Raw genomic sequence first — 21,691 nt, 5'->3', positions numbered from 1 at the left:
GCGTTGATCATGAAGAGAAGAGCATTAATTAGTGTTTTTGATAAAAGTAATGTTGAGAAAATAGCTGAATATCTTGAAAATAGAGGATATGAAATTTTATCTACTGGTGGAACATATAGAAAGCTTAAAGAGTGTGGAGTAAATGTTACTGAGGTTAGTGAGGTAACTGGAAGTGGAGAAATGTTAGGTGGTAGAGTAAAATCACTTCACCCTGTTATACATGGAGGAATTCTTGCTAATAGAGCTAAAGTTGAAGATATGAATACTCTTGAAGAAAGAGAGATAGCTCCAATAGATATAGTTATAGTTAATCTTTATCCATTCTTTGCTGGTTTAAAAGAGGATAAAACATTTGAAGAGATGGTAGAACTTATAGATATTGGTGGGCCAACTATGTTAAGATCTGCTGCAAAGAACTTTAAGGATGTTCTTGTTGTTGTAGATCCTGAAGATTATGAAAAGGTTATTAATGAGTTTGAAGATAAGAATGAAATTTCTTATGAGTTTAAAAAAGAAATGGCGAGAAAAGTGTTTAATGTTACTAGTTCATATGATGCAGCTATTAGTGAGTATATGAATGAAGATGGTGAAGAAGAATACTTATCAGTTTCATATAAAAAAGAAGAAAACTTAAGATATGGTGAGAACTCTCATCAAGATGCAGCTCTTTACTTAAGAAATGATGGTAAAGGGGTAATGAATAATATTGAGATTTTAGGTGGTAAGAAGTTATCATATAATAATATTAAGGATCTTGACATAGCATGGAAAGTAGTATGGGAATTTGAAGAGCCAGCATGCTGTTCATTAAAGCACAACACACCATGTGGAGCGGCTATTGGTGAAAACTCATATGATGCATATATGAAAGCATATAACTGTGACCCAATCTCAATCTTCGGAGGAATTATTGCTTTCAATAGAAAGGTTGATAAGGCTACTGCAGAAGAGATAAATAAAATATTTGTTGAGATTGTTATTGCACCAGACTTTGATGAAGAAGCATTAGCAGAATTCAGTAAAAAGAAAAATCTAAGAGTGTTAAAATGTAACTATAAGCCAGATGACAAGTATGAGTATGTTTCAGTTGATGGTGCAATCCTTAGACAAACAAGAGATGAAAAATTAATTGAAGAGATAAAATATGTAACAGATAATAAGCCTTCTGAAAAAGAACTTGAAGATATGATTTTCGGTATGAAGATTTGTAAATATGTTAAGTCAAATGCTATAGTAGTAGTAAAAGATAAAATGGCAAAAGGTGTAGGCGCAGGTCAGGTAAATAGAATATGGGCAGCTTGTGAAGCTTTAGATAGAGCAGGGGATGGTACTATTTTAGCTTCAGATGCATTCTTCCCTTTCAGTGATGTAGTTGAGAAAGCTGGAGAATATGGAATTAAAGGCATTATACAACCAGGTGGGTCAATTAAGGATAAGCTTTCAATAGAGAAGTGTGATGAATTGGGGATTTCAATGGTGTTTACAGGATTAAGACACTTCAAACACTAAATAATACAGAGAATAAATGACAGAGAATAAACTTCTCTGTTCTTTATTCTTTATAAATTTTTAGTGCTTATGAGTTCTTTAAATGTAATAAGATTTAATGCAAAGAAACTTTAAATGTGGGAAGGTGTTAATATGAAGTTTTTAGTTATTGGTTCAGGTGGAAGAGAACATGCTATCGCTTGGAAAATTGCACAGAGTGAAAGCTGTGACAAGGTTTTTGTAGCTCCAGGAAATGGAGGAACTGCTTTAGAAAATAAATGTGAGAACTTTAAATATAACTCATTTGATGATTTAATAGATTTATGTAAAAGAGAGAAAATTGATTTAACAGTGGTTGGTCCAGAAGCGCCTCTAGTTGATGGTGTAGTTGATGCATTTACAAATGAAGGTTTATCTATTATTGGACCTCATAAAGAAGCTGCTGTGCTTGAGGGAAGTAAGATCTTTGCAAAGGATTTCATGAAGAAGCATGGAATAAAAACAGCCAAGTATGAGAGCTTTGATGATTATAATAAAGCTGTAGAGTTTATTGATACTATGGAATATCCTATTGTTATTAAAGCTGATGGATTAGCAGCTGGAAAAGGGGTAGTCATTGCAGGAGATAAAGATGAAGCAATAGAGACTCTTAAGGAGTTTATGCTTAATGAGAGATTTAATGAGGCAGGTAAAAGTGTAGTTGTTGAAGAGTTTTTAGAGGGAGTTGAAGCTTCAATAGTAACACTTTTTGATGGGGAGAAGATAATACCATTTATCTCATGTAAAGACCATAAAAGAGCTCATGAAGGTGATGAAGGTCCAAACACAGGAGGAATGGGAGTTGTATCACCTAATCTTCATGTTAATGAAGAGGTTATGAACGATTTCATTAATAATATAATGGAACCAACTCTTACAGGACTAAAAAACGATAAGCTTACATTTAAGGGATTTATTTTCTTTGGAATAATGATTAAGAATGGAGTATCGTATCTTCTTGAGTATAATGTAAGAATGGGAGATCCTGAAACACAAGCAATTATGTCTTTAATGGAAAGTGACTTTGCAAGTATTCTTAAGAAGTGTATGGATAACTCACTAGAAGTAGAAGATATATCATGGAAAGATAAACACTGTTGCGCAGTTGTTCTTGCCTCAGGAGGATATCCACTTAAGTATAAAAAAGGTATAGATATTCAATACAATGATAATCTTCAAGAAGAAAGCAAAGTATTCTTTGCAGGAGCAGAAGTAGAGGATAGTAAGCTGAGAACAAGCGGAGGAAGAGTTGCTTGTGTAACAGCTATAGGAAATGATAGCAATGAAGCATATGATAAAGCATATGAGAGCATTGAGAATGTTCAGTTTGATGGAATGTTCTTTAGAAAAGACATTGGTAAAATATAATGTATAATTGATAATGGAGAATGATGGATATTTCTCTTGGAGAAATTTGATTTTTATTTGTAAGAGACAATAATCGGGTTACTCTTTCAGTTTAATGGAACATTGTTTTTGAGAATACAAATTTTTCTTTTAGTAAATAAATGAAAAAACTGATTATAGATTTAGGCTATAATCAGTTTTTTTTATGAAATAAATTAGTTATCATTTGAAATATCAATACTCTTCATTTTAAATATCCCAGTGTCAATATATTCGATACTTTCCATTTGCAATATTTCATCTTCATACTTATATTTTATTATTAAGTGTCCTAGAAATTTGGTGAAAGGTGCATATACAGGAACTCGTGCATACAGAGTGTTATCTTCTACTTTAAATTTTACAGCGTCATTATACCATCCTATACCTCCTTCTTGACCAGGATAAAGAACGTCATTTTTCCTATAGAGATATTTTTTATTATTTAAAATCATTTCAAAATGTTCTGGATGTTCTTCGAATTGTACATTCTTATATAGAATTATAAAAGGATTTTCAACTAAGATTTCAATTAATGGTTCTTGCTCAATTACATGAACATCTCCAAAATAAAATCCAGTACCATGTCCTTTGGTTAATAGAATTACTAGTTCTTCTTTTCCGTCTTTGTCTAAATCGGAAAGTATGAGCTGAGGAGCAAAAGTAGGATTGGTTTCATTTTTCCATCGAAAAACACGTTTTGAGTCATTTATTTGTAACACAAAATCTTTATACATACCATCTTCTTTTTTCACATAATAAAGTTTGATATTTGAACTTGGTAGTTTTACTACAAGTTGACTTTCATCTACATCAAATATGTCTTTTTTAGGTTTTATCAAATTAGAACAAGAATTTTTTAAATCATCTCTAGCGTTTTCACTACTATGAAGTGCCATACAATCATAATTGAAAGAACAAAAGAGTATGAAACATATAAGTGCAATTTTAGGAATTATCATTTTTTGAGATATATTAATCACCTGCTTATATTAGTTATATTAATATTATTAGTTAATTGTTAATTGGCTATGCTTTAGAGAAATTGGTTTTTGAATTTATATAGAAATATTGTGTATGCAAATAACTGGTAATAGAATAATGTGGTATATTGTTCATATAAATGTAATATCATGGAAACAATATAGGGGTGATTGTATGAAAAAAATTTTAGTGTTTTTAATAATTATGATTATTTTTATATCAGGATGTTCAACAACAGAAAAAGATTCAAAGAAAAATGAACTTAATGGAGAGAAGTCTTCAATATTAACAGAGGAAAAATCCACAATATTAAATGAAGAAAAGTCAAATTATGATTTCTATATGTCAAAAGCAAAGAACTTTCAGGAATTTCAGGACCTAATGTTTAAAGATATAATTTCTATTTATCCATCATGGGATTGTATATTTACTGAATTAGATGATTTAGGACTTGATGATATAAAAGGTAGATTAAATACTGGAAGTGAAGAGGAAATTAATAAAGAAAAACAACTTTATATTGAAGCTCTTGAAAAATTAAACTCATTTAAAGATATAGACAAGAGTGATATAAATTTTTTAACTGTAAAGTGGTATCTTAATCTGCAGTTAGAGGGATTGGAATTTAAGAAGCACTTAAATCCTTTCTGGGGTATAAATGGTATTATTTCATCTACTCATAGGTTTTTTTCAAATGACTCAATAATAGAGGATGAAGTAAGTGCAGTGAATTTTATAAACAGATTTAAATTAGCAGATGACTTAATACTTAATACATTAAAAAGTTTTGAGGAGGGAAATAAAAAGGGGATTTATTTCAATAATTATGTTATGTACACAGCAAAAGGTACAATTACAAATTGCTATGAATTAAGAAATGGACGACGTAATGATGTTTACAAATACTTTGAGGAGAAAATTAAACCATTAAATATAGAAAATAAAGATGAACTTTTAGCTCAATTAATAACAATAATAGATGAAGAATATATTCCAGCACTTACGGAAGTGTCAAATAAATTAATTGATTTTAAAAGTCCAAGATCAGATGTAATAGGAGCTGCAGATTTGCCTGATGGAAAAGAGTATTATCAATTTCGTATAAAACAACAGACAACAACAAACTTAACTCCTGAAGAAATTATGAAATTAGGAGAAAGTGAAGTGAAACGTATAAGAGATGAAATTAAAAAAAGTTTTGAAGCTTTAGGATATGATAGTAGTGATTTAATAAGTGCATATAATAAATTGGCTATGAATGACAAAATATACAATGGACAATTAGCAGTAGCTCAGTATCAAAAGGTTATGAAAAATGCAATGGATAATTTGAATAAGATTGTTCCAAAAGAATTTATACCAGAATCTTTACCTGATATTAAACCATCTGGTGGTGGGAATTACTATTCATCACCATCATTTGATTTAAGTAGAGCAGGAACTTTTTATATTGATCTTGGTTATAATCATGTTGATTATGCTATTAATACTTTAGCATTTCATGAAACTATACCTGGACATCATTTAGAACGTGAAAAGACAATTCGAAATCCAAATATAAGTGAGTTCTTAAAAATGGGACATTACGGAGCCTACGTTGAAGGATGGGCATTGTATGCAGAGAAATTAGCGGATGAAATGCAATTTTCAAATAATCCTAAACATCATCTTGGTTATTTAAAGTCGGAGTTATTTAGAGCTACAAGATTAGTTGTTGATACAGGACTTAATTATTTTGGTTGGGATTTGAATAAAGCTGGGAATTATATGGTATATGAAGGTTTGCAGCATCCATCCTTTGCAAGAAGTGAGATTATAAGATATACAGCTATTCCTGCTCAAGCTTGCTCATACAAACTTGGTGAATTAAGTATTTTAAAATTACGTGAAAAAGCAAAAAAGGAACTTGGTGAAAAATTTGACCTTGTAGAATTTAATGGATGGATTCTTGAAAATGGTTCAATACCTCTAGATGTATTGTCAATCCATATTGATAATAGAATAAAAGAAAAAAAATAAGGGGACTGTCACCACTCGCATTATGACGAATAATAAGAAAAGGTGCCTGTCACCACTTGAATTATGACGACTGAAGAGAATTCGTCTTTGGAAAATGAGCAATATTAATGAAGAAAAAACACGTTTCTCAAATTAGGAAGCGTGTTTTTTATTTTCGCTTTTTATGAGAATATTACATTTTTGCAAGATTACAATGATTAAATTGCATAAGATTACAAAATATGGTATTATATATAAAAAAATGTAATAATTAATAAAAAAGAGTGTTAGGGGGATTGTATGAAAAAAGTATTTGTAATATTTTTGATTTTAGTAATGTTATTATCAGGGTGTTCAACAAAGGGGAATGATTCACAGAAAAATGAATTAAAGGGAGATCAATCTTTAAAAAAACTAGATGGAGATTTAAACTACGAGTTTTATATATCAAAAGCAAAGAATTTTCAGGACTTTAAAGAACTAATGTTTAAAGATATTATGACTATATATCCAACATGGGATGTAGTATTTACTAATTTAGATGAATTAGGACTTAATGATATTAAAGATAGAATGAATACTGGAAGTAATGAGGAGGTTGAGAGAGAAAAACAACTTTACCTTGAAGGACTTAATAAATTAAACTCATTTAAAGATGTAGATAAAAATGACATTAATTTTTTAACGGTACAGTGGTATCTTAATGAAAAGTTAGAAGGGATGGAATATCAACAACACTTACATCCATTCTGGGGAATAAATGGAGCGGTTTCATTTATCCATGGAGTGTTTTCAAACAAAGCAATAATTGAGGATGAAGCAAGTGCAGTAAATTATATAAATCGATTCAAACTGGCTGATGACATGCTACTTAATTTGCTTAAAAGCTTTGAAGAAGGAAATGAAAAGGGGATTTTATTCAATAAGTATATTATGTACTCATCAATAGATACAATTAAAACATGCTATCTAGGTAGAAATGGAAGGAAAAATGATGTATATAAATATTATGAAAACAAAATTAAATCCTTAGAAATTGAAAACAAGGATGAGCTATTAACTCAATTACAAGTAATAATAGATGAAGAATATATTCCCGCACTTACTGAAGTGGCTGAAAAACTAGGGGCACTTATAGAATCGCGTTCAGATGTAGTTGGAGCTAGTGACTTGCCTAATGGGAAAGAATACTATCAATTTCGTATAAAACAACAGACAACAACAAACCTAACGCCTGAAGAAATTATGCAATTAGGGGAAAGTGAAGTAAAACGTATAAGAGCAGATATTAAAAGAAGCTTTGAAGCCATAGGATATGATACAAGTGATTTAAAAAGTGCATATGATAAGTTGACTTGGGATGATAAAAAATATAGTGGACAAGAATCCGTGGCACAGTATGAAAAAGTTATGAAAAATGCAATAGATAATTTGCATAAGATTGTTCCAAAAGAATTCATACCAGAATCTATACCTAATATTACACCATCTGGCGGTGGCGATTACTATTCTTCACCATCATATGATTTAAAAAGAGCTGGAACCTTTTATCTTGATTTTGGTTATCAACAAGTTGATTATGATATTAATACTTTAGCATATCATGAAACTATACCAGGACATCATTTAGAACGTGAGAATGCCATTCGAAATTCAAATAGTAGTCTAATAAATATGTGGTCAAACAATGCTTTTATGGAAGGATGGGCATTGTATGCTGAGAAATTAGCTGATGAAATGCAATTTTCAAAAGATCCAAAGCATCATCTTGGGTATTTAAAGTCAGAGTTATTTAGAGCTACAAGGTTAGTTGTTGATACAGGACTTAATTATTTTGATTGGAATATAGATAAAGCGATAAAGTATATGGTAAATGAAGGTTTTCAAAATGAAGGCTATTCAAGACGTGAAGTTGTAAGATATACAGCTATACCTGCTCAAGCATGTTCTTATAAAATTGGGGAATTACATATTGTAAAATTGCGTGAAAAAGCAAAAAAGGAACTTGGTGAAAAATTTGATATTGTAGAGTTTAATGGATGGATTCTAGAGAATGGGGCAATACCTTTAGAAATATTGTCGATGCATATTGATAATAGAATAAAAGAAAAAAGTAGTAAATAGAATAAAAATCACGTTTCTGAAATTTTGGAAGCGTGATTTTTTTAAAACTTAAAAAATAACTTATCATACTTAATATAATTATAACTTGTTATTTACATTATATGTAAATAGATATTATTATGTTTGGTGAATTAGAGTAAAATCAAATATTAATATCAAAAAGAAAAAAAGTTAAATAAATTCTTGAATTAATAGGTTTATAGGGAGGATTTAAAGAATAATTTTGTTCATTTTGTAAATTGCTTTTTTTAATGTATGTATTCATAAATCAAAAAAGCACTTCATAAAATTACAATATAAGTAAAATTCAAAAATTTATAAGGAGTGTTTTTTTGAAAAATAAGTTCCTAACAATCTTATTAGTTTTAGTGTTTGCTTTTTCACCTCTATCAACAGCATTGGCGAAATCAGAAAATGGAAAAATTAATTGGAACAAAAAACATGGTACCCCAGAATTTATATCTGGTCAATTAACAAATGCGTCAAATGAAAGTGCTGAAGAAGTTTTATATAAGTATTTAGATAACAGTAAGGATAAGTTTAAATTTGGAAAAGGGAATGCTAAAGAAGCTTTTAAGATAACATCTAAAAAGATAGATAAATTAGGGTATACTAATATAAAGCTGCAGCAAGTATATAAAGGAATACCTGTTTTCGGCTCAACTCAAGCAGCGCATATTGATAAAAATGGAGTGCTTACAAGTATATCAGGAGCGGTTATTCCTAATCTTGATAAGCATGATAAATTGAAACTTGATAAAAAAATAAATAAGAATGAAGCAATTAAAAAAGCTCAAGAAGATTTAACTTTTGAACCGGAATATGAAGTTAAACCTGAAGCAGATTTAGTAGTATATTATCATGAAAATGAAGCTAGATATGCATACTTAGTAAATCTAAACTTCTTATATCCAGAGCCAGGTAACTGGAATTACTTTATTGATGCAGTAACTGGAGAATTAATAAATAAATATAATAATCTTAAATACGGAAAACCTACTAAAAAGCCTACATCAGGCGAAGACACAGTTGGAACAGGTACTGGAGTATTGGGAGATACGAAAGAAATTAATACTTTATTATCTAATTCTATTTATTATCTAGTTGATAGAACTCGTGGAGATGGAATTGAAACGTATAATGCTAATAACAGAACTAGACTTCCAGGAAGTTTATGGGCAGATAGTGATAATGTTTTAAATGATTCTAATGATCGTGCTGCTGTTGATGCTCATCATTATGCAGGTTTAACTTATGATTATTATTTAAATAGATTTAGTAGAAACAGCTTTGATAATAAAGGTAGTTTAATTAAGGCAACAGTTCATTATAGTAGAAGTTATAATAATGCATTCTGGAATGGACAGCAGATAGTATTTGGAGATGGAGACGGTGTTACATTTACTGAATTATCAGGTTCACTAGATGTAATAGCACATGAAATAACTCATGCGGTTACAGAGCATACTGCAGATTTGATTTATTATAATGAATCTGGAGCATTAAATGAAGCAATGTCAGATATTTTCGGAACAGCAGTAGAATTTGCTTTTAACAATAATCCTGATTGGCTTATTGGAGAAGATATTTATACTCCAGCAGATCCTAATGATGCAATGAGATCAATGGCTGATCCTACAAAATATGGAGATCCTGATCATTATGATGATAGATATGTAGGAACTGCAGATAATGGTGGAGTTCATTGGAACAGTGGAATTATTAATAAGGCTGCATATTTGATCAGTGAAGGTGGAAGACATTACGGCGTTACTGTTAGTGGTATAGGCATAGATAAGATGACTGAAATATTCTATCGTGCATTAACACAACACTTCACAGCTTCAAGCACATTTAGTCAAGCTAGAGCAGCTCTCGTGCAATCAGCTGTTGAATTATATGGAGCTAACAGTGCAGAGGTTCAAGCTGTAAATGATGCATTTGATTCGGTTGGAGTTAATTAATATGAGTTATAATTAAGGTAAAAAAGACTCGTGCAGAATTGATACTCTGTAATTTAAGCTACATTATCAATATTAAAAGAATACTATGAAGTTAAAAGATGATCTTTGTATACTACAAGGGTCATCTTTTTTATTTCATTGATATTTTTATTTGTTAAGTTAATTTAACTCTCAAGTGATATATATACAACTTAAATTTCAGTAACATATCTCTCTTTTTTAAGAAAATGTTGAAATAACTTTATTGGTTAGAGTACAAGTTATAATCAGATTAAAAGGTGAAAAATTTAAAAGTATTTCTTGAATTAATGAATATAAAGATAAGGAATGGTCATAATTATAGAAAAGGTGCGAATGAGTGTTTGCAAAAAAGGATATACTCTAAAAGGTGCATTTTATATAGATATAAGTTTTGGAGGTAATTATGACTAAAGTTTTTAATAATAATTTAATTAAAGGTGATTATATTCAAAATAATACCTGTGATAATCAAATGTGTGAAAATGGAGTTAATGAATATTCAAAGGAATGTGAAAAAGTATCTTTAGTAAAAGGTGAATATCAATATAATGATGATTTTTTAGATAAATTTGAGAAGGATGTAGTAGAAGGAAATTTTTTACCTGAAATAAAAGAAAATCTATTAGCAATGGTAAATAGAGCTAGAGAGTTAGAAATAAAGAGGATTCAAGAAAATAGGATGAAAGAAAAAAAGCGAATTCTTAGTGAGGAAAAGAGAAGAAATAAATTAATTTTACTTGATAAAATAATAAATCAAATTAAAAGTGACAAAAACAACATCCAGGTTGAAGCAATAATAGAAGGTATAAGGAAACTAAGATTCAAAGATGGAAGGGTGTGCCCACACTGTGGATATATAGATATATGGAAGTATGGCAAATATGATGGTAAGCAGAGATATAAATGCAAGAGTGAAGAGTGTGGAAAAACATTTAGTGACATAACTTTATCACCTATGTATTATAGTAAGAAAGGAATTCATAAATGGAATAAATATATGAAATGTATGGTAAAGGGCTTATCATTAAAGGAATGTAGTCATATGGTAGGAATAAACATCGCTACAGCTTTTTTCTGGAGACATAAAATCATGGATGGGTTAAGAATAAATATGGGGTCAGGCTGTATTGGTGGAATAGTTGAGATGGGTCATATGGCAGTAATTGAGAGTGTAAAAGGAAATGTAACAAGAAATAAAAATGGGGGAGTATTTAATAAAGGGAGAAGATGTGGGATTAAGAATAAATATACTTTGATTTTTAATGACAATAAACCTAAGGTTGATTATGTGGTATGTGCAGTAGATAGAAAAGGAAATATGATAATTGAAGCTTGTAATAGAAGAGTTAATAAAATTACACTAGAAAAAATATTTTATGGAAAAATTAATTCTGGAACTGTATTGTGTACTGAAGGAAATAGACATTATCATCTATTTGCTCAGTCTATGGATTTAGGATTAGCTAGAGGATGTACTGGTGATAATAATCAGAAGTATCATATTGAAAATCTAATGGGAATGAAAAGAGAGGTAAACCAATGGCTAAGCAGTTTTAATGGTGTATCAAGCAAATATTTGACGAACTATCTATATTGGTATAGATGGATAAAGGAAAAGAACCTTTTTAATAAAAATTATAGAATCTTGAATTACTTTACTAGAGTGAGGGGATATACTGTAAATGTAATGGCAGAGTGTTGTGATGATAACTCTAATGCTACTGAGAGTTTATTTTTAGAAAGTCACTGTAAGTATAGTTTTATGATTATAAAGGATTTCAAGAAACGTAAGCCTATTTATGTGACTGCTGCTTAAGGGATTCAAAGTATATGAGTCACTAAATAATAAATACATCTAATTTACTTGAAAAATATTAAGAATATTAGTCTGTGAGAATAGTTTGTCTAATAACGTGAATAGTCCAAACAGATAATATGAATAGTCTAAACAGATATTTTTTCAACATTATTCTAAAAAAGAGAGATAGGGTACTTATTTAATAAGTACCGACCTATACCTAAAAAAATATATAACTAATAAGAGTGCGAGATATTAGATTATACCTAGATAAAATAAAAAACTGAGTGAGGTTTGATTAGTAATGCACTAGGCTACGCCTACTAATCGCTACTTGTTATTTTTAATTCTTTATTAATTTTAAAGGGTGTTTGTCTTAGTTTTACCCATATTACTATTATAGATATTAAAGGGTTTAAAATACACAGAAATGTAAAGGGGGCATAAACAATAGAACTCACGCCAGTTATAGCTAATATAATAATTGAATTTACATTCCAGGGCATTAAAGGTGCAATTATTGTTCCAGTATCAGAGATGGTTCTGGCTAGAGTATCCTCTGTAAGTTTATAGTCTAAGTAATGTTGCTTCATCAACTTTCCAGGAAGAACTATTCCCATGGTTTGATCACAGGTTATAATTGTCATTACTGAACTTAATAAAGATGTATTGATTATAAGTTTTAGTGGTGAAGTTATATTCTTGAGAAATAGCTCTGTAAGTGGAGATAAAACGCCGTTTTCATCAAGGATTGTTACTAGAACTATAGAACCTGCAACAATTATTATTACCTCCAGCATATTGAATGCTCCACCTCCTTTTATTAAGGGGGATATAATAGAAGTTGTTTTTTTTAGTGAGTATCCCTTTAAAATTGCATTAGTAATAGCGTAAAGTGATTTTTTCTGAACTACAATTGCGCAAATTGATCCTAAGAGTGTTCCTATGGGAAGTGTATATAGAGTCTTTAACCCTAAGAAGGTCAAAAAAACTACAGCAAATGGAATAAATAATAGATAGGGGGAAATGATAAAATTCTCATTTAAATCAATCATATATAACAATATATTTGAGGTATCTATTTTAGGGCAGAAGATGCTTCCTAATATAAAATATAGGATTGAAGTTAAAATCACTGTGGGAATTAAGGTGTATAATGAAGTTTTAAAGTATTTCTTATAGCTTGTACCTGCAGAGTTTAAGGTCAAGTTTAACAAACCGGAAATTGGAGATATCTTATCAGCAATGAAGGCACCAGAGATTATTGAACCTAATGTCAGTGCAATTGGTGCATTGATTCCTTTTGCTATACCTAATAAAGCAATACCCATGGAACTGATTGTGCCGATTGCAGTACCCATAAAATATGAAATGATTGCAGTTATAATAAAGCATAATAATATGAAATTAACAGGTGCTTTATCAAGAATCATGAATCCATAGTACATTATAGATGGAACTACGCCTGATATCATCCATGCGGAAATTGAAGCACCAATAAAAAATATGATGATACAAATCCATAGACTCTCTTTCAAGCATTTACTTATTAGAATAAATAATGCCCGTAAATCACACTTATGAGAAGCTAATAAGATAAGAGAAGTTAATAATACTAATATACAAAAAGCGATACTTAAAGAAATTCCTGATATAATAAAGGTGGCTAAAATCAATATGTTTACCAATAATAATAAAATATTAAAATTCTTATCAGAAAGTTTATTAAACATAATATAATCCTCCTAAATATGGTTATGTTGGTTATATTATAACATATTGGGGTCAGACCCCGGGGGTCTGACAAAAAAAAGAAGGACTGCTCCCGGGAAAGAGCAATCCTTCTTTTTTGTATAGTAGTTTAGTTTATTTTAATAGGGTTACTATTAGCTAATTTAAATGATTTTCCATTGAGAACTACATCAATTGTATCATTTCCTTCAAGTACAGAGATTTCAGTACCTTCTTTTGTTACAGATACAAGAAGGTTATTACCTTTGTATAAAATCTTGAAGTTGTAACCATTCCAGTTTTCTGGAAGAGTAGGGTTGAATTCTATGTGTTCATGTCTAACTCTCATTCCAGCAAATCCTTGAACTATAGATAACCATGTTCCAGCCATAGATGTAATGTGACATCCATCTTCAGAATCATTGTTATAGTTGTCTAAATCAAGTCTTGATGTTCTTAAGTACATCTCATAAGCTTTATCAGGATTATTGATTTTAGCAGCTAAGATGTTGTGAACGCATGGAGATAGTGAAGATTCATGAACAGTGATTGGTTCATAGAAGTTAAAGTTCTTCTCTATTGTTTCCATATCATATTCATCTTCAAAGAAGTAAATACCTTGAAGTACGTCAGCTTGTTTAATATAACAAGAACGTAGAATCCTATCCCAAGACCAGTTCTGGTTAAGTGGTAAATTAGATTTTTCTAAATCTTTAACAGGAAGAATTTCTTTGTCTAAGAAATTATCTTGCTGAAGGAATACACCTAATTCCTCATCATATGGGAAATACATGTTATCAATGATATCATTCCATTTATCAAATTCATCTTCTTTAAGATTTAATCTTTCCATAACAGTGCTGTAGTTATCAGCATATTCTTCTTTAATTTTATTTAAACATCTAAGTGTATACTTAAGAGTCCAAGTAGCCATCTTATTAGTATACCAGTTGTTATTAACATTGTTCTCATACTCGTTAGGACCAGTAACACCTAACATTACGTATTTGTTCTTAGCTTTAGAGAAGTTAACTCTTTGAGCCCAGAATCTTGAAATACCAACAATTACATCGATGCCTTTCTCTACAACATAGTCAAAGTCACCAGTGTATCTCTCGTAGAAATCAACTGCATATGCAATAGCACCATTTCTGTGGATCTCTTCAAAAGTGATTTCCCACTCATTGTGGCATTCTTCACCATTCATAGTTACCATTGGGTATAATGCAGCACCATTAGTGAAACCAAGTTTTTCAGCATTTTCAATAGCTCTGTCTAATTGATTATGTCTGTAAACAAGTAAGTTTCTAGCAACTTCACTATCGCATGTACTCATATAGAATGGTATACAATATGCTTCAGTATCCCAGTAAGTACTACCACCATATTTCTCACCAGTAAATCCTTTAGGTCCGATGTTAAGTCTGCTATCCTCACCAGTATAAGTTTGCATTAACTGGAATATGTTAAATCTTATTCCTTGTTGAGCTGCAACATCTCCATCGATTTTAATATCACATGTATTCCATGTTTTTGCCCATACATTGCTATGTGCTTCTAATAAAGCATCGAAGCCTGTTTCACAAGCTGTGTTAGAGATCCCTTTAGTTTTTTCAACAAGATCAGAGTTTTCATAGTATCTGTTAGAAGTTGTTGCAACAAATTTTTCTATTTGAGCAACTTCACCTTTTTTTACATCTACAGAATATACATCAGAAACAAATTTATCTCTTTCAACTACTTCGGGCTTACAAGAAATCTTTTCACCATTAACAGTTAATACAGAAGTTAAGTAAGAACATACCATGAATGGAAGCTTTTTAGTCTCCATCATTACATATCCTTCATTCTCATAAGATTTTTCATCTATTCTGTTCCAGAAAATTTCATCGTAGTTTGAGTCGCTGTTAACAACATTACCATCAAGATATGACTCGAAAGTAATAGTACCATCAAAGTTTAATGGTTTGATAGAATATCTAACAGCACCAAGTGCTTTTTCATCCATTGAAATAAATCTAACTGCCTTTAATTCAATCTCTTTATTATTTTGAAGTTTGCAAGTAACATTTCTTGTTAAAACTCCATTTTTCATATCTAGTTCATGATAATAATTAAGGATTGTACATTTTGCTAAATCAAGTGTTTCATCATCTATAGTAACATTTATTCCTATCCAATTAGTTGAGTTCAAAACCTTAGCGAAATACTCAGGATACCCGTTTTTCCACCAGCCAACTCTAGTTTTATCTGGATAATAAACTCCAGCAATGTAGCTACCACGTAATGTTCTACCAGAGTAGCTCTCTTCAAAATTTGCTCTTTGCCCAAGGCAACCGTTTCCAATACTTAATAAACTTTCAGCTATTTCAACTTCGTGCTCATCGTAGTGATCAAGAATGATTTTCCATGGATCTAATTTAACATTACACTTCAAGTTACTTCCCCCTCTATATGTTTTTTATCTTATTGTAAAATGTTTATTCAAACGATTGCATAACTTACAAAACTAAGTATAACATAAACCGTTTTTGTTGTAAAAGTTTATTTCATATTTTCTTTAAGTTTTTTATTTTGAACAAATATAACTAAAAAAAAATAAGGATTTTAGTGCATTTGTTCAATTGCGTAGGATAGCTGATTTACTCTATAATATAGAGTATAAGTTATTGGAATAGAATATTCGTAAAATAGAAAATTATTAATTAAAGGAGAATAATATGAGAATTGGCGTTGATATTGGAGGAACAAATGTAGTAACAGGATTAGTAAAGGATGGTAGAATTCTTGATAGAATTTCTTTTAAAGCACAAGAAGCTAGAAGAGAGAATACTATTGTAGAGAATATTATAAAGAACATAAAAGAGTTATGCAATAAAAATAGCATAACTCCAGAACAAGTAGAGTCTATAGGGATAGGTGTGCCTGGAGCAGTTAATTATATAGAAGGTACTGTAATTGAATGTGTTAATTTAGGTATGAAAAATGTTCAACTAAGAAATGAATTAAGAAAAGAACTGGGAGATGTAAAGGTTCTTGTAGAGAATGATGCTAATGCTGCAACTTTATGTGAACATCTTTTTGGTACTATGAAAGGCACAAGAAATTCAATGTTAGTGACAATAGGAACTGGTGTAGGTGGAGGATTCATATTAAATGGTGAATTATTTTCCGGTAAAAGTGGAAGAGTAGCTGAAATTGGACATATTACTGTTGGAGAAGGTTTTTATGAATGTGGATGCGGTCAAAGAGGATGTTTAGAAACATTTGCATCTGCAACAGCTATTGTAAAATATGCTGAAAAACTTATTAAAGATGGTGAAAGTAGTTTATTAGAGGCAAGATTAGCAAAAGGAAGCATAGAAACTAAGGATGTTTTTGATTGTGCAAAAGAAGGGGATGAGGTATGTTTAAGAGCCATAAAGAGATTTATTAAATATCTTTCTATTGGTATAGCTAATTTTATTAACGTACTAGATCTTGAACTTGTTGCTATAGGCGGAGGAGTATGTAATGGTCATGAGTTGTTTTTTGATGATTTAGTTGAAGAGATTAACAAGAGAACATTATTCAAAGCATCAGGAAATTGTAAAGTATGCATAGCAGAACTAAAAAATGATGCTGGAATTATCGGTGCAGCAATGATTAATTAAAAGATTTTTGTCACTTTCTACAAAAATTATAATTTTGCAGATATGCTGTTTAATTGCATTAAGAGATATGTTATATTAATAGTATAGAAAACGTTTGCATAAATTGATTGATATATAGGATTTTTACTAATGAATTAAATGGAGGAGAGTAACATGGCAGGTTTAACTTTAAAAGGTATTAAAAAGATTTATCCAGGAAACGATTATTACTCAGTAAAAGACTTTAACATGGAAATCGAAGACAAAGAATTTATTGTACTTGTTGGTCCATCTGGTTGTGGTAAGTCAACAACTTTAAGAATGATTGCTGGTCTTGAAGAGATTAGTGAGGGAGACTTATGTATTGATGGTAATAGAGTAAATGATAAAGCTCCTAAAGATAGAGATATCGCTATGGTATTCCAAAACTATGCACTTTATCCTCATATGACAGTTTATGAAAATATGGCATTTGGATTAAAGTTAAAGAAGGTTCCAAAGGATGAAATCGATGCAAAGGTAAGAAAAGCTGCAAAGATTCTTGAAATTGAAGATCTTCTTAAGAAGAAGCCAAAGCAAATGTCAGGTGGTCAGAGACAGAGGGTAGCACTTGGAAGAGCAATTGTAAGACAACCAAAAGTTTTCTTAATGGATGAACCTCTTTCTAACTTAGATGCAAAGCTAAGAGTTCAGATGAGAGCTGAGATTTCAAAATTACACAAGGAGTTACAGACTACTTTCGTATATGTAACACATGACCAAACAGAAGCTATGACTATGGGAACTAGAATAGTTATTATGAATAAAGGAGAAATCATGCAGGTTGATACACCACAGAATGCATATGATGATCCACAAAACCTATTCGTTGCACAGTTTATTGGAAGCCCACAAATGAATATTATAAAAGCTGTTGTTGCAGAAGATGCTGGAGAAGTAGTTGCTAAGGTTGGAACTTTAAATATTAAGTTAAGCGAAGCTCATCAAAAGTCTCTTAAGAGAGAGAATCAAATTGGGAAAGATGTATATGTAGGTATAAGACCTGCTGGAATAAATATGTTATCTAAAGAAGATAATGCTACTGGTACTGTATTCCAAGAAGAAATAATAGTTGCTGAGATGATGGGAAGTGAAACTTTCTTACATCTTGATACTCAAGGACATAGAATTGTAGCTAGAATTGACGCTCACCACAAAGTAGGAGCAGGAGATAAAGTTACATTAGAAATACCTACTGATAAGATTTACTTATTCCATGGGGAAACAGAAAAAGTAATAAAATAGAATACTATTAATATATTATTATGAATAAAATATAAGAAACTTATTGATTATACAAATGGAAGAGATCATTGGACTTGAATCTCCTTCGTGCTTATGCATGAAGGGGATTCTCTGTAATAAAGATAATTCTTTATTTTGCGAAAAGTTATGCAATATCAAAGGTTTATGTTGAAAAAATTGCATTTGATGTTATAATTATCTTGCAGTTATTTATATGTTTTAACTTAAATTAACATAAAATACTTTATTTAGTAATGAGAAAAGGTGATATATAAATAATTAATTGAAATCAGAAAAGCATAATAGGAAGTGAAAAGAATGCATGTAACAATAAAAGATGTTGCAAAGCTAGCAGGTGTATCACCATCAACTGTTTCAAGGGTTATTGCAGATAATCCAAAGATTAGCGATGCAACGAAAAAGAATGTTTATAAAGCTATGGAGGAATTGAATTATCATCCAAATGCGATAGCAAGAAGTTTGGCTAATAAATCTACAAAAATTTTAGGGTTAATATTACCTAGTACCGAAGAAGATATCTTTAAAAATCCTTTCTTCATACAAGTTATGACGGGTGTTAGTCACTATGCACAAAAGAATGGATATTATATACTCTATACTTATGGGACTTCAGAGGAAGAAGAACTTGACCATATAAAGAAGTTAATGTTTAGTAGATGGGTAGATGGAATTATTTTAACTACTATAAGAAAAGATGATAAGTGTATACAATATCTTAAAGATAAAAAATACCCATTTGTTGTTGTCGGTAAACCAGAGAACACTGATGGGATTTTATGGGTGGATAATGATAACTTCCATGCAATGTATACCGTAGTAAACCAAATGATTCAAAAGGGACATAGGAAGATTGGATTCATAGGAGGACCTCATATTCTAAATGTTACTATGAATAGATTAGATGGATATATTAGAGCCTTAGAGAACAGTGGTATACAAGTAGATGAAAAACTTATCATGCGTAAGGAATTCACAGAAGAAGGTGGTTATGAAGCTATGAAAAATATTCTTGCTTATGATCATCCTAGTGCAGTTGTTACAACAGATGATCTTATTGCTTTTGGTGCACTGAAAGCAATAAGAGAGGAAGGGATAGATGATATATCTGTAATTGGATTCAATAATACTCCTCTTGCTGCGTATCAACATCCAACACTATCGTCTGTGGATATAAATGCTGAGAAATTAGGCTCTTTTGCAGCACGACTTTTGATAAAGCATCTTGAAAAGAGAGATGATGGTATAAATAGTTATATTATTGATACTAAGTTAGTTGAAAGAGAATCTACTGAAAAGAAAAAATAAAAGCACCAGTATAGGTGCTTTTTTTTATATAGTTTTACTGTTCAGTAATCATATCTTGATCTTGGTCTACTTTTCTTCTTAAAGATGGTTTATAAATCACAATATACATTATTGCGGAAAGAATCATAGCTCCAAAAACATCAAGTATTGAATGTTGTTTTATGCAAACTGTAGACATAGAGATTAAAATTGTAGAAATATACGCGATGTTTTTTACCCACTTTTTATTTTTAAATGCTGTACTAGTGCATATTGCAATATTTATTCCAATAGAATTGTAACAATGCAAGCTTGGAAATACATTAGCAGGTGGATCAACTGATCTGATATTGTATATTGTTTGCAAGAAAATATCATCCGGTGTAATGGTATTTCGTAACTCTTGTCCATTTGGGAAAATGAAGAAAATAACATATGCTGCTAATGCTCCATATATAATGAACTTAATAAATTTTGTAAACTCCTCTTTAGAATAAAAAGCAAAATAAATATATCCCCAAAGAAGATAAACATACCAATATACATAAGGTATAATAAAATACTTTATAAATGGAATATAATCGTCTAATTTAATGTACATCATATATTTAGGTTCAATATAGACTTGTAGAAAATAGAAAATATAAGTAGTAGGTATAAATAATAAGAAAAGCTTAAAATGTCCGTACTTTTCATATAAATTAGTAAAATTTTGTTTTAAATCCATATTAATCCTCCTCATAAAACACTACGGGATTATTATATCCCATAAAAATGGGAATTAAAATAAAAAAAACAACTTATTAACAAATTATTCATAAAGATAGATGTTTTTTATTAAAATTCAAACTAAAGTAACTATATATGATTTAGTATAAGAATGAATTTTCAGAGAAAATTAGGGAAAAATATTAAAAAGTATAAGAAAAAAAACTATATAATAAGGAAAGTTTAATATGAGAAAATTTAATGAAAATAAAAAACCTGTAATAGTTGTAAGTAAATGTTTGAATTTTGATAAGTGCAGGTACAATGGTGATGGAGATAATAATAAATTTATTGATAAATTAAAGAATCATGTTATTTTTAAACCTATTTGCCCAGAGGTAGAAATTGGTCTTCCTACTCCTAGAAAGCCTATAAGATTAGTAAGAGATGATAATGATATAGTAAAGCTTTTACAACCGAAAACAGGTAATGATTATAGTAAACTTATGTATGAATATGCTGATTCTCTATGTGAAAATCTAGGAGAGATTGATGGATTTATTCTTAAGAGTAGATCTCCTTCATGTGGTATTAAAGATGTTAAAATATATGAAGGTCTGGAGAAAGGTGCTATGAGTAAAAAAGGAAAAGGTATTGTTGGTGGGAGGATTGTTGAATATTATGGAAATGTTCCTATAGAAGATGATGGTAGGTTAAAAAATTTTAAAATTAGAGAGGATTTTTTAACGAAGCTATATACATTAAAGGGTTTTAAAAATTTAAAAGAAGAGAAATCCCTTGAAAAATTGAGAGATTTTCATACAAATAATAAACTATTATTAATGTCTTACCATGCAGGGAAATTATCTGAGTTAGGTAAGATATTAGGCAGGGCAAGTAAAGAAACACGAGAAGAAACATATTTTGACTACGAAGACTGTTTAGTAAAAGCTCTTAGTAGAAGTTCAAGATATAAATCAAATATTAATGTACTCAATAGATGTTTAGGATATTTTTCAAAAGATATATCTAATGATGAGAGAAAGTTTATTTTAGAATTGATAAATAGTTTTAAAGATAAGAGGATTCCATTAAGTGTTCCTATGAATGTAATAAAGAGCTACGTGATAAGATTCAACATTAAAAATTTAATGAATCAAAGCTTCTTCGAGCCATATCCAAGTACCTTGATAGAAGTAACGGATTCAGGAAAAGGAAGAGAGTAGATA

The 21,691-nt window shown here is 30.2% G+C and carries 14 protein-coding genes; 10 read left to right on the top strand and 4 right to left on the bottom strand.

The window, feature by feature from the left end; all coding sequences use genetic code 11:
• Positions 1 to 9: 9 nt before the first annotated feature.
• A complete protein-coding gene (purH, locus tag OW730_RS18785; protein WP_271225590.1) occupies positions 10 to 1,509 on the top strand; it encodes a bifunctional phosphoribosylaminoimidazolecarboxamide formyltransferase/IMP cyclohydrolase in 1,500 nt (499 codons plus the stop codon).
• A gap of 132 nt (positions 1,510 to 1,641) precedes the next feature.
• Positions 1,642 to 2,895 carry a phosphoribosylamine--glycine ligase gene (gene purD, locus OW730_RS18780; protein ID WP_271225589.1) on the top strand — a complete coding sequence of 418 codons (1,254 nt, stop codon included), beginning with the start codon at positions 1,642 to 1,644 and terminating at the stop codon, positions 2,893 to 2,895.
• 194 nt (positions 2,896 to 3,089) lie between these two features.
• On the opposite strand, the gene OW730_RS18775 is transcribed toward purD, so the two are convergent.
• Complete coding sequence (locus OW730_RS18775) at positions 3,090 to 3,875, bottom strand: hypothetical protein (RefSeq protein ID WP_271225588.1); 786 nt, start codon at positions 3,873 to 3,875, stop codon at positions 3,090 to 3,092.
• A gap of 196 nt (positions 3,876 to 4,071) precedes the next feature.
• Here OW730_RS18775 and OW730_RS18770 point away from each other — a divergent pair, with 196 nt between their 5' ends.
• From OW730_RS18770 to OW730_RS18755, 4 genes are all read left to right on the top strand, one after another.
• On the top strand, positions 4,072 to 5,916 hold the full coding sequence (locus tag OW730_RS18770; protein WP_271225587.1) for a DUF885 domain-containing protein: 1,845 nt from the start codon (positions 4,072 to 4,074) through the stop codon (positions 5,914 to 5,916).
• A 279-nt stretch (positions 5,917 to 6,195) separates the two neighbouring features.
• Positions 6,196 to 8,019 (top strand): DUF885 domain-containing protein, encoded by a 1,824-nt coding sequence (locus OW730_RS18765; protein ID WP_271225586.1) that lies wholly within the window; start codon positions 6,196 to 6,198, stop codon positions 8,017 to 8,019.
• Positions 8,020 to 8,351: 332 nt separating this feature from the next.
• Complete coding sequence (locus OW730_RS18760; RefSeq protein WP_271225585.1) at positions 8,352 to 9,983, top strand: M4 family metallopeptidase; 1,632 nt, start codon at positions 8,352 to 8,354, stop codon at positions 9,981 to 9,983.
• A gap of 424 nt (positions 9,984 to 10,407) precedes the next feature.
• Positions 10,408 to 11,820, top strand: a complete 1,413-nt coding sequence (locus OW730_RS18755; RefSeq protein ID WP_271225584.1) for an IS1595 family transposase — start codon at positions 10,408 to 10,410, stop codon at positions 11,818 to 11,820.
• Positions 11,821 to 12,125: 305 nt separating this feature from the next.
• On the opposite strand, the gene OW730_RS18750 is transcribed toward OW730_RS18755, so the two are convergent.
• Together OW730_RS18750 and OW730_RS18745 are read right to left on the bottom strand one after the other, a co-directional pair.
• A complete protein-coding gene (locus tag OW730_RS18750) occupies positions 12,126 to 13,535 on the bottom strand; it encodes a Na+/H+ antiporter NhaC family protein (protein ID WP_271225583.1) in 1,410 nt (469 codons plus the stop codon).
• Positions 13,536 to 13,663: 128 nt separating this feature from the next.
• Positions 13,664 to 15,970, bottom strand: coding sequence for a family 65 glycosyl hydrolase domain-containing protein (locus OW730_RS18745; RefSeq protein ID WP_271225582.1), 2,307 nt, complete (start codon positions 15,968 to 15,970; stop codon positions 13,664 to 13,666).
• A gap of 283 nt (positions 15,971 to 16,253) precedes the next feature.
• On the opposite strand from OW730_RS18745, the gene OW730_RS18740 reads away from it, so the two are divergent.
• The 3 genes from OW730_RS18740 (at position 16,254) to OW730_RS18730 (ending at position 19,775) form a co-directional block, all read left to right on the top strand.
• Positions 16,254 to 17,186, top strand: coding sequence for an ROK family protein (locus OW730_RS18740; RefSeq protein ID WP_271225581.1), 933 nt, complete (start codon positions 16,254 to 16,256; stop codon positions 17,184 to 17,186).
• A gap of 153 nt (positions 17,187 to 17,339) precedes the next feature.
• Positions 17,340 to 18,449, top strand: coding sequence for an ABC transporter ATP-binding protein (locus OW730_RS18735; RefSeq protein ID WP_271225580.1), 1,110 nt, complete (start codon positions 17,340 to 17,342; stop codon positions 18,447 to 18,449).
• Between the two features lie 318 nt (positions 18,450 to 18,767).
• Positions 18,768 to 19,775 (top strand): LacI family DNA-binding transcriptional regulator, encoded by a 1,008-nt coding sequence (locus OW730_RS18730; RefSeq protein ID WP_271225579.1) that lies wholly within the window; start codon positions 18,768 to 18,770, stop codon positions 19,773 to 19,775.
• A gap of 34 nt (positions 19,776 to 19,809) precedes the next feature.
• On the opposite strand, the gene OW730_RS18725 is transcribed toward OW730_RS18730, so the two are convergent.
• Positions 19,810 to 20,481 (bottom strand): phosphatase PAP2 family protein, encoded by a 672-nt coding sequence (locus tag OW730_RS18725; protein ID WP_271225578.1) that lies wholly within the window; start codon positions 20,479 to 20,481, stop codon positions 19,810 to 19,812.
• Between the two features lie 229 nt (positions 20,482 to 20,710).
• On the opposite strand from OW730_RS18725, the gene OW730_RS18720 reads away from it, so the two are divergent.
• Positions 20,711 to 21,688, top strand: coding sequence for a YbgA family protein (locus OW730_RS18720; protein ID WP_271225577.1), 978 nt, complete (start codon positions 20,711 to 20,713; stop codon positions 21,686 to 21,688).
• Positions 21,689 to 21,691: the final 3 nt, after the last annotated feature.

The organism is Oceanirhabdus sp. W0125-5, from assembly GCF_027938815.1.
Classification (GTDB): domain Bacteria; phylum Bacillota; class Clostridia; order Clostridiales; family Clostridiaceae; genus Oceanirhabdus.
The sequence above is the reverse complement of the archived record's forward strand: the minus strand, read 5'-3'. Positions and strand labels throughout refer to the sequence as shown.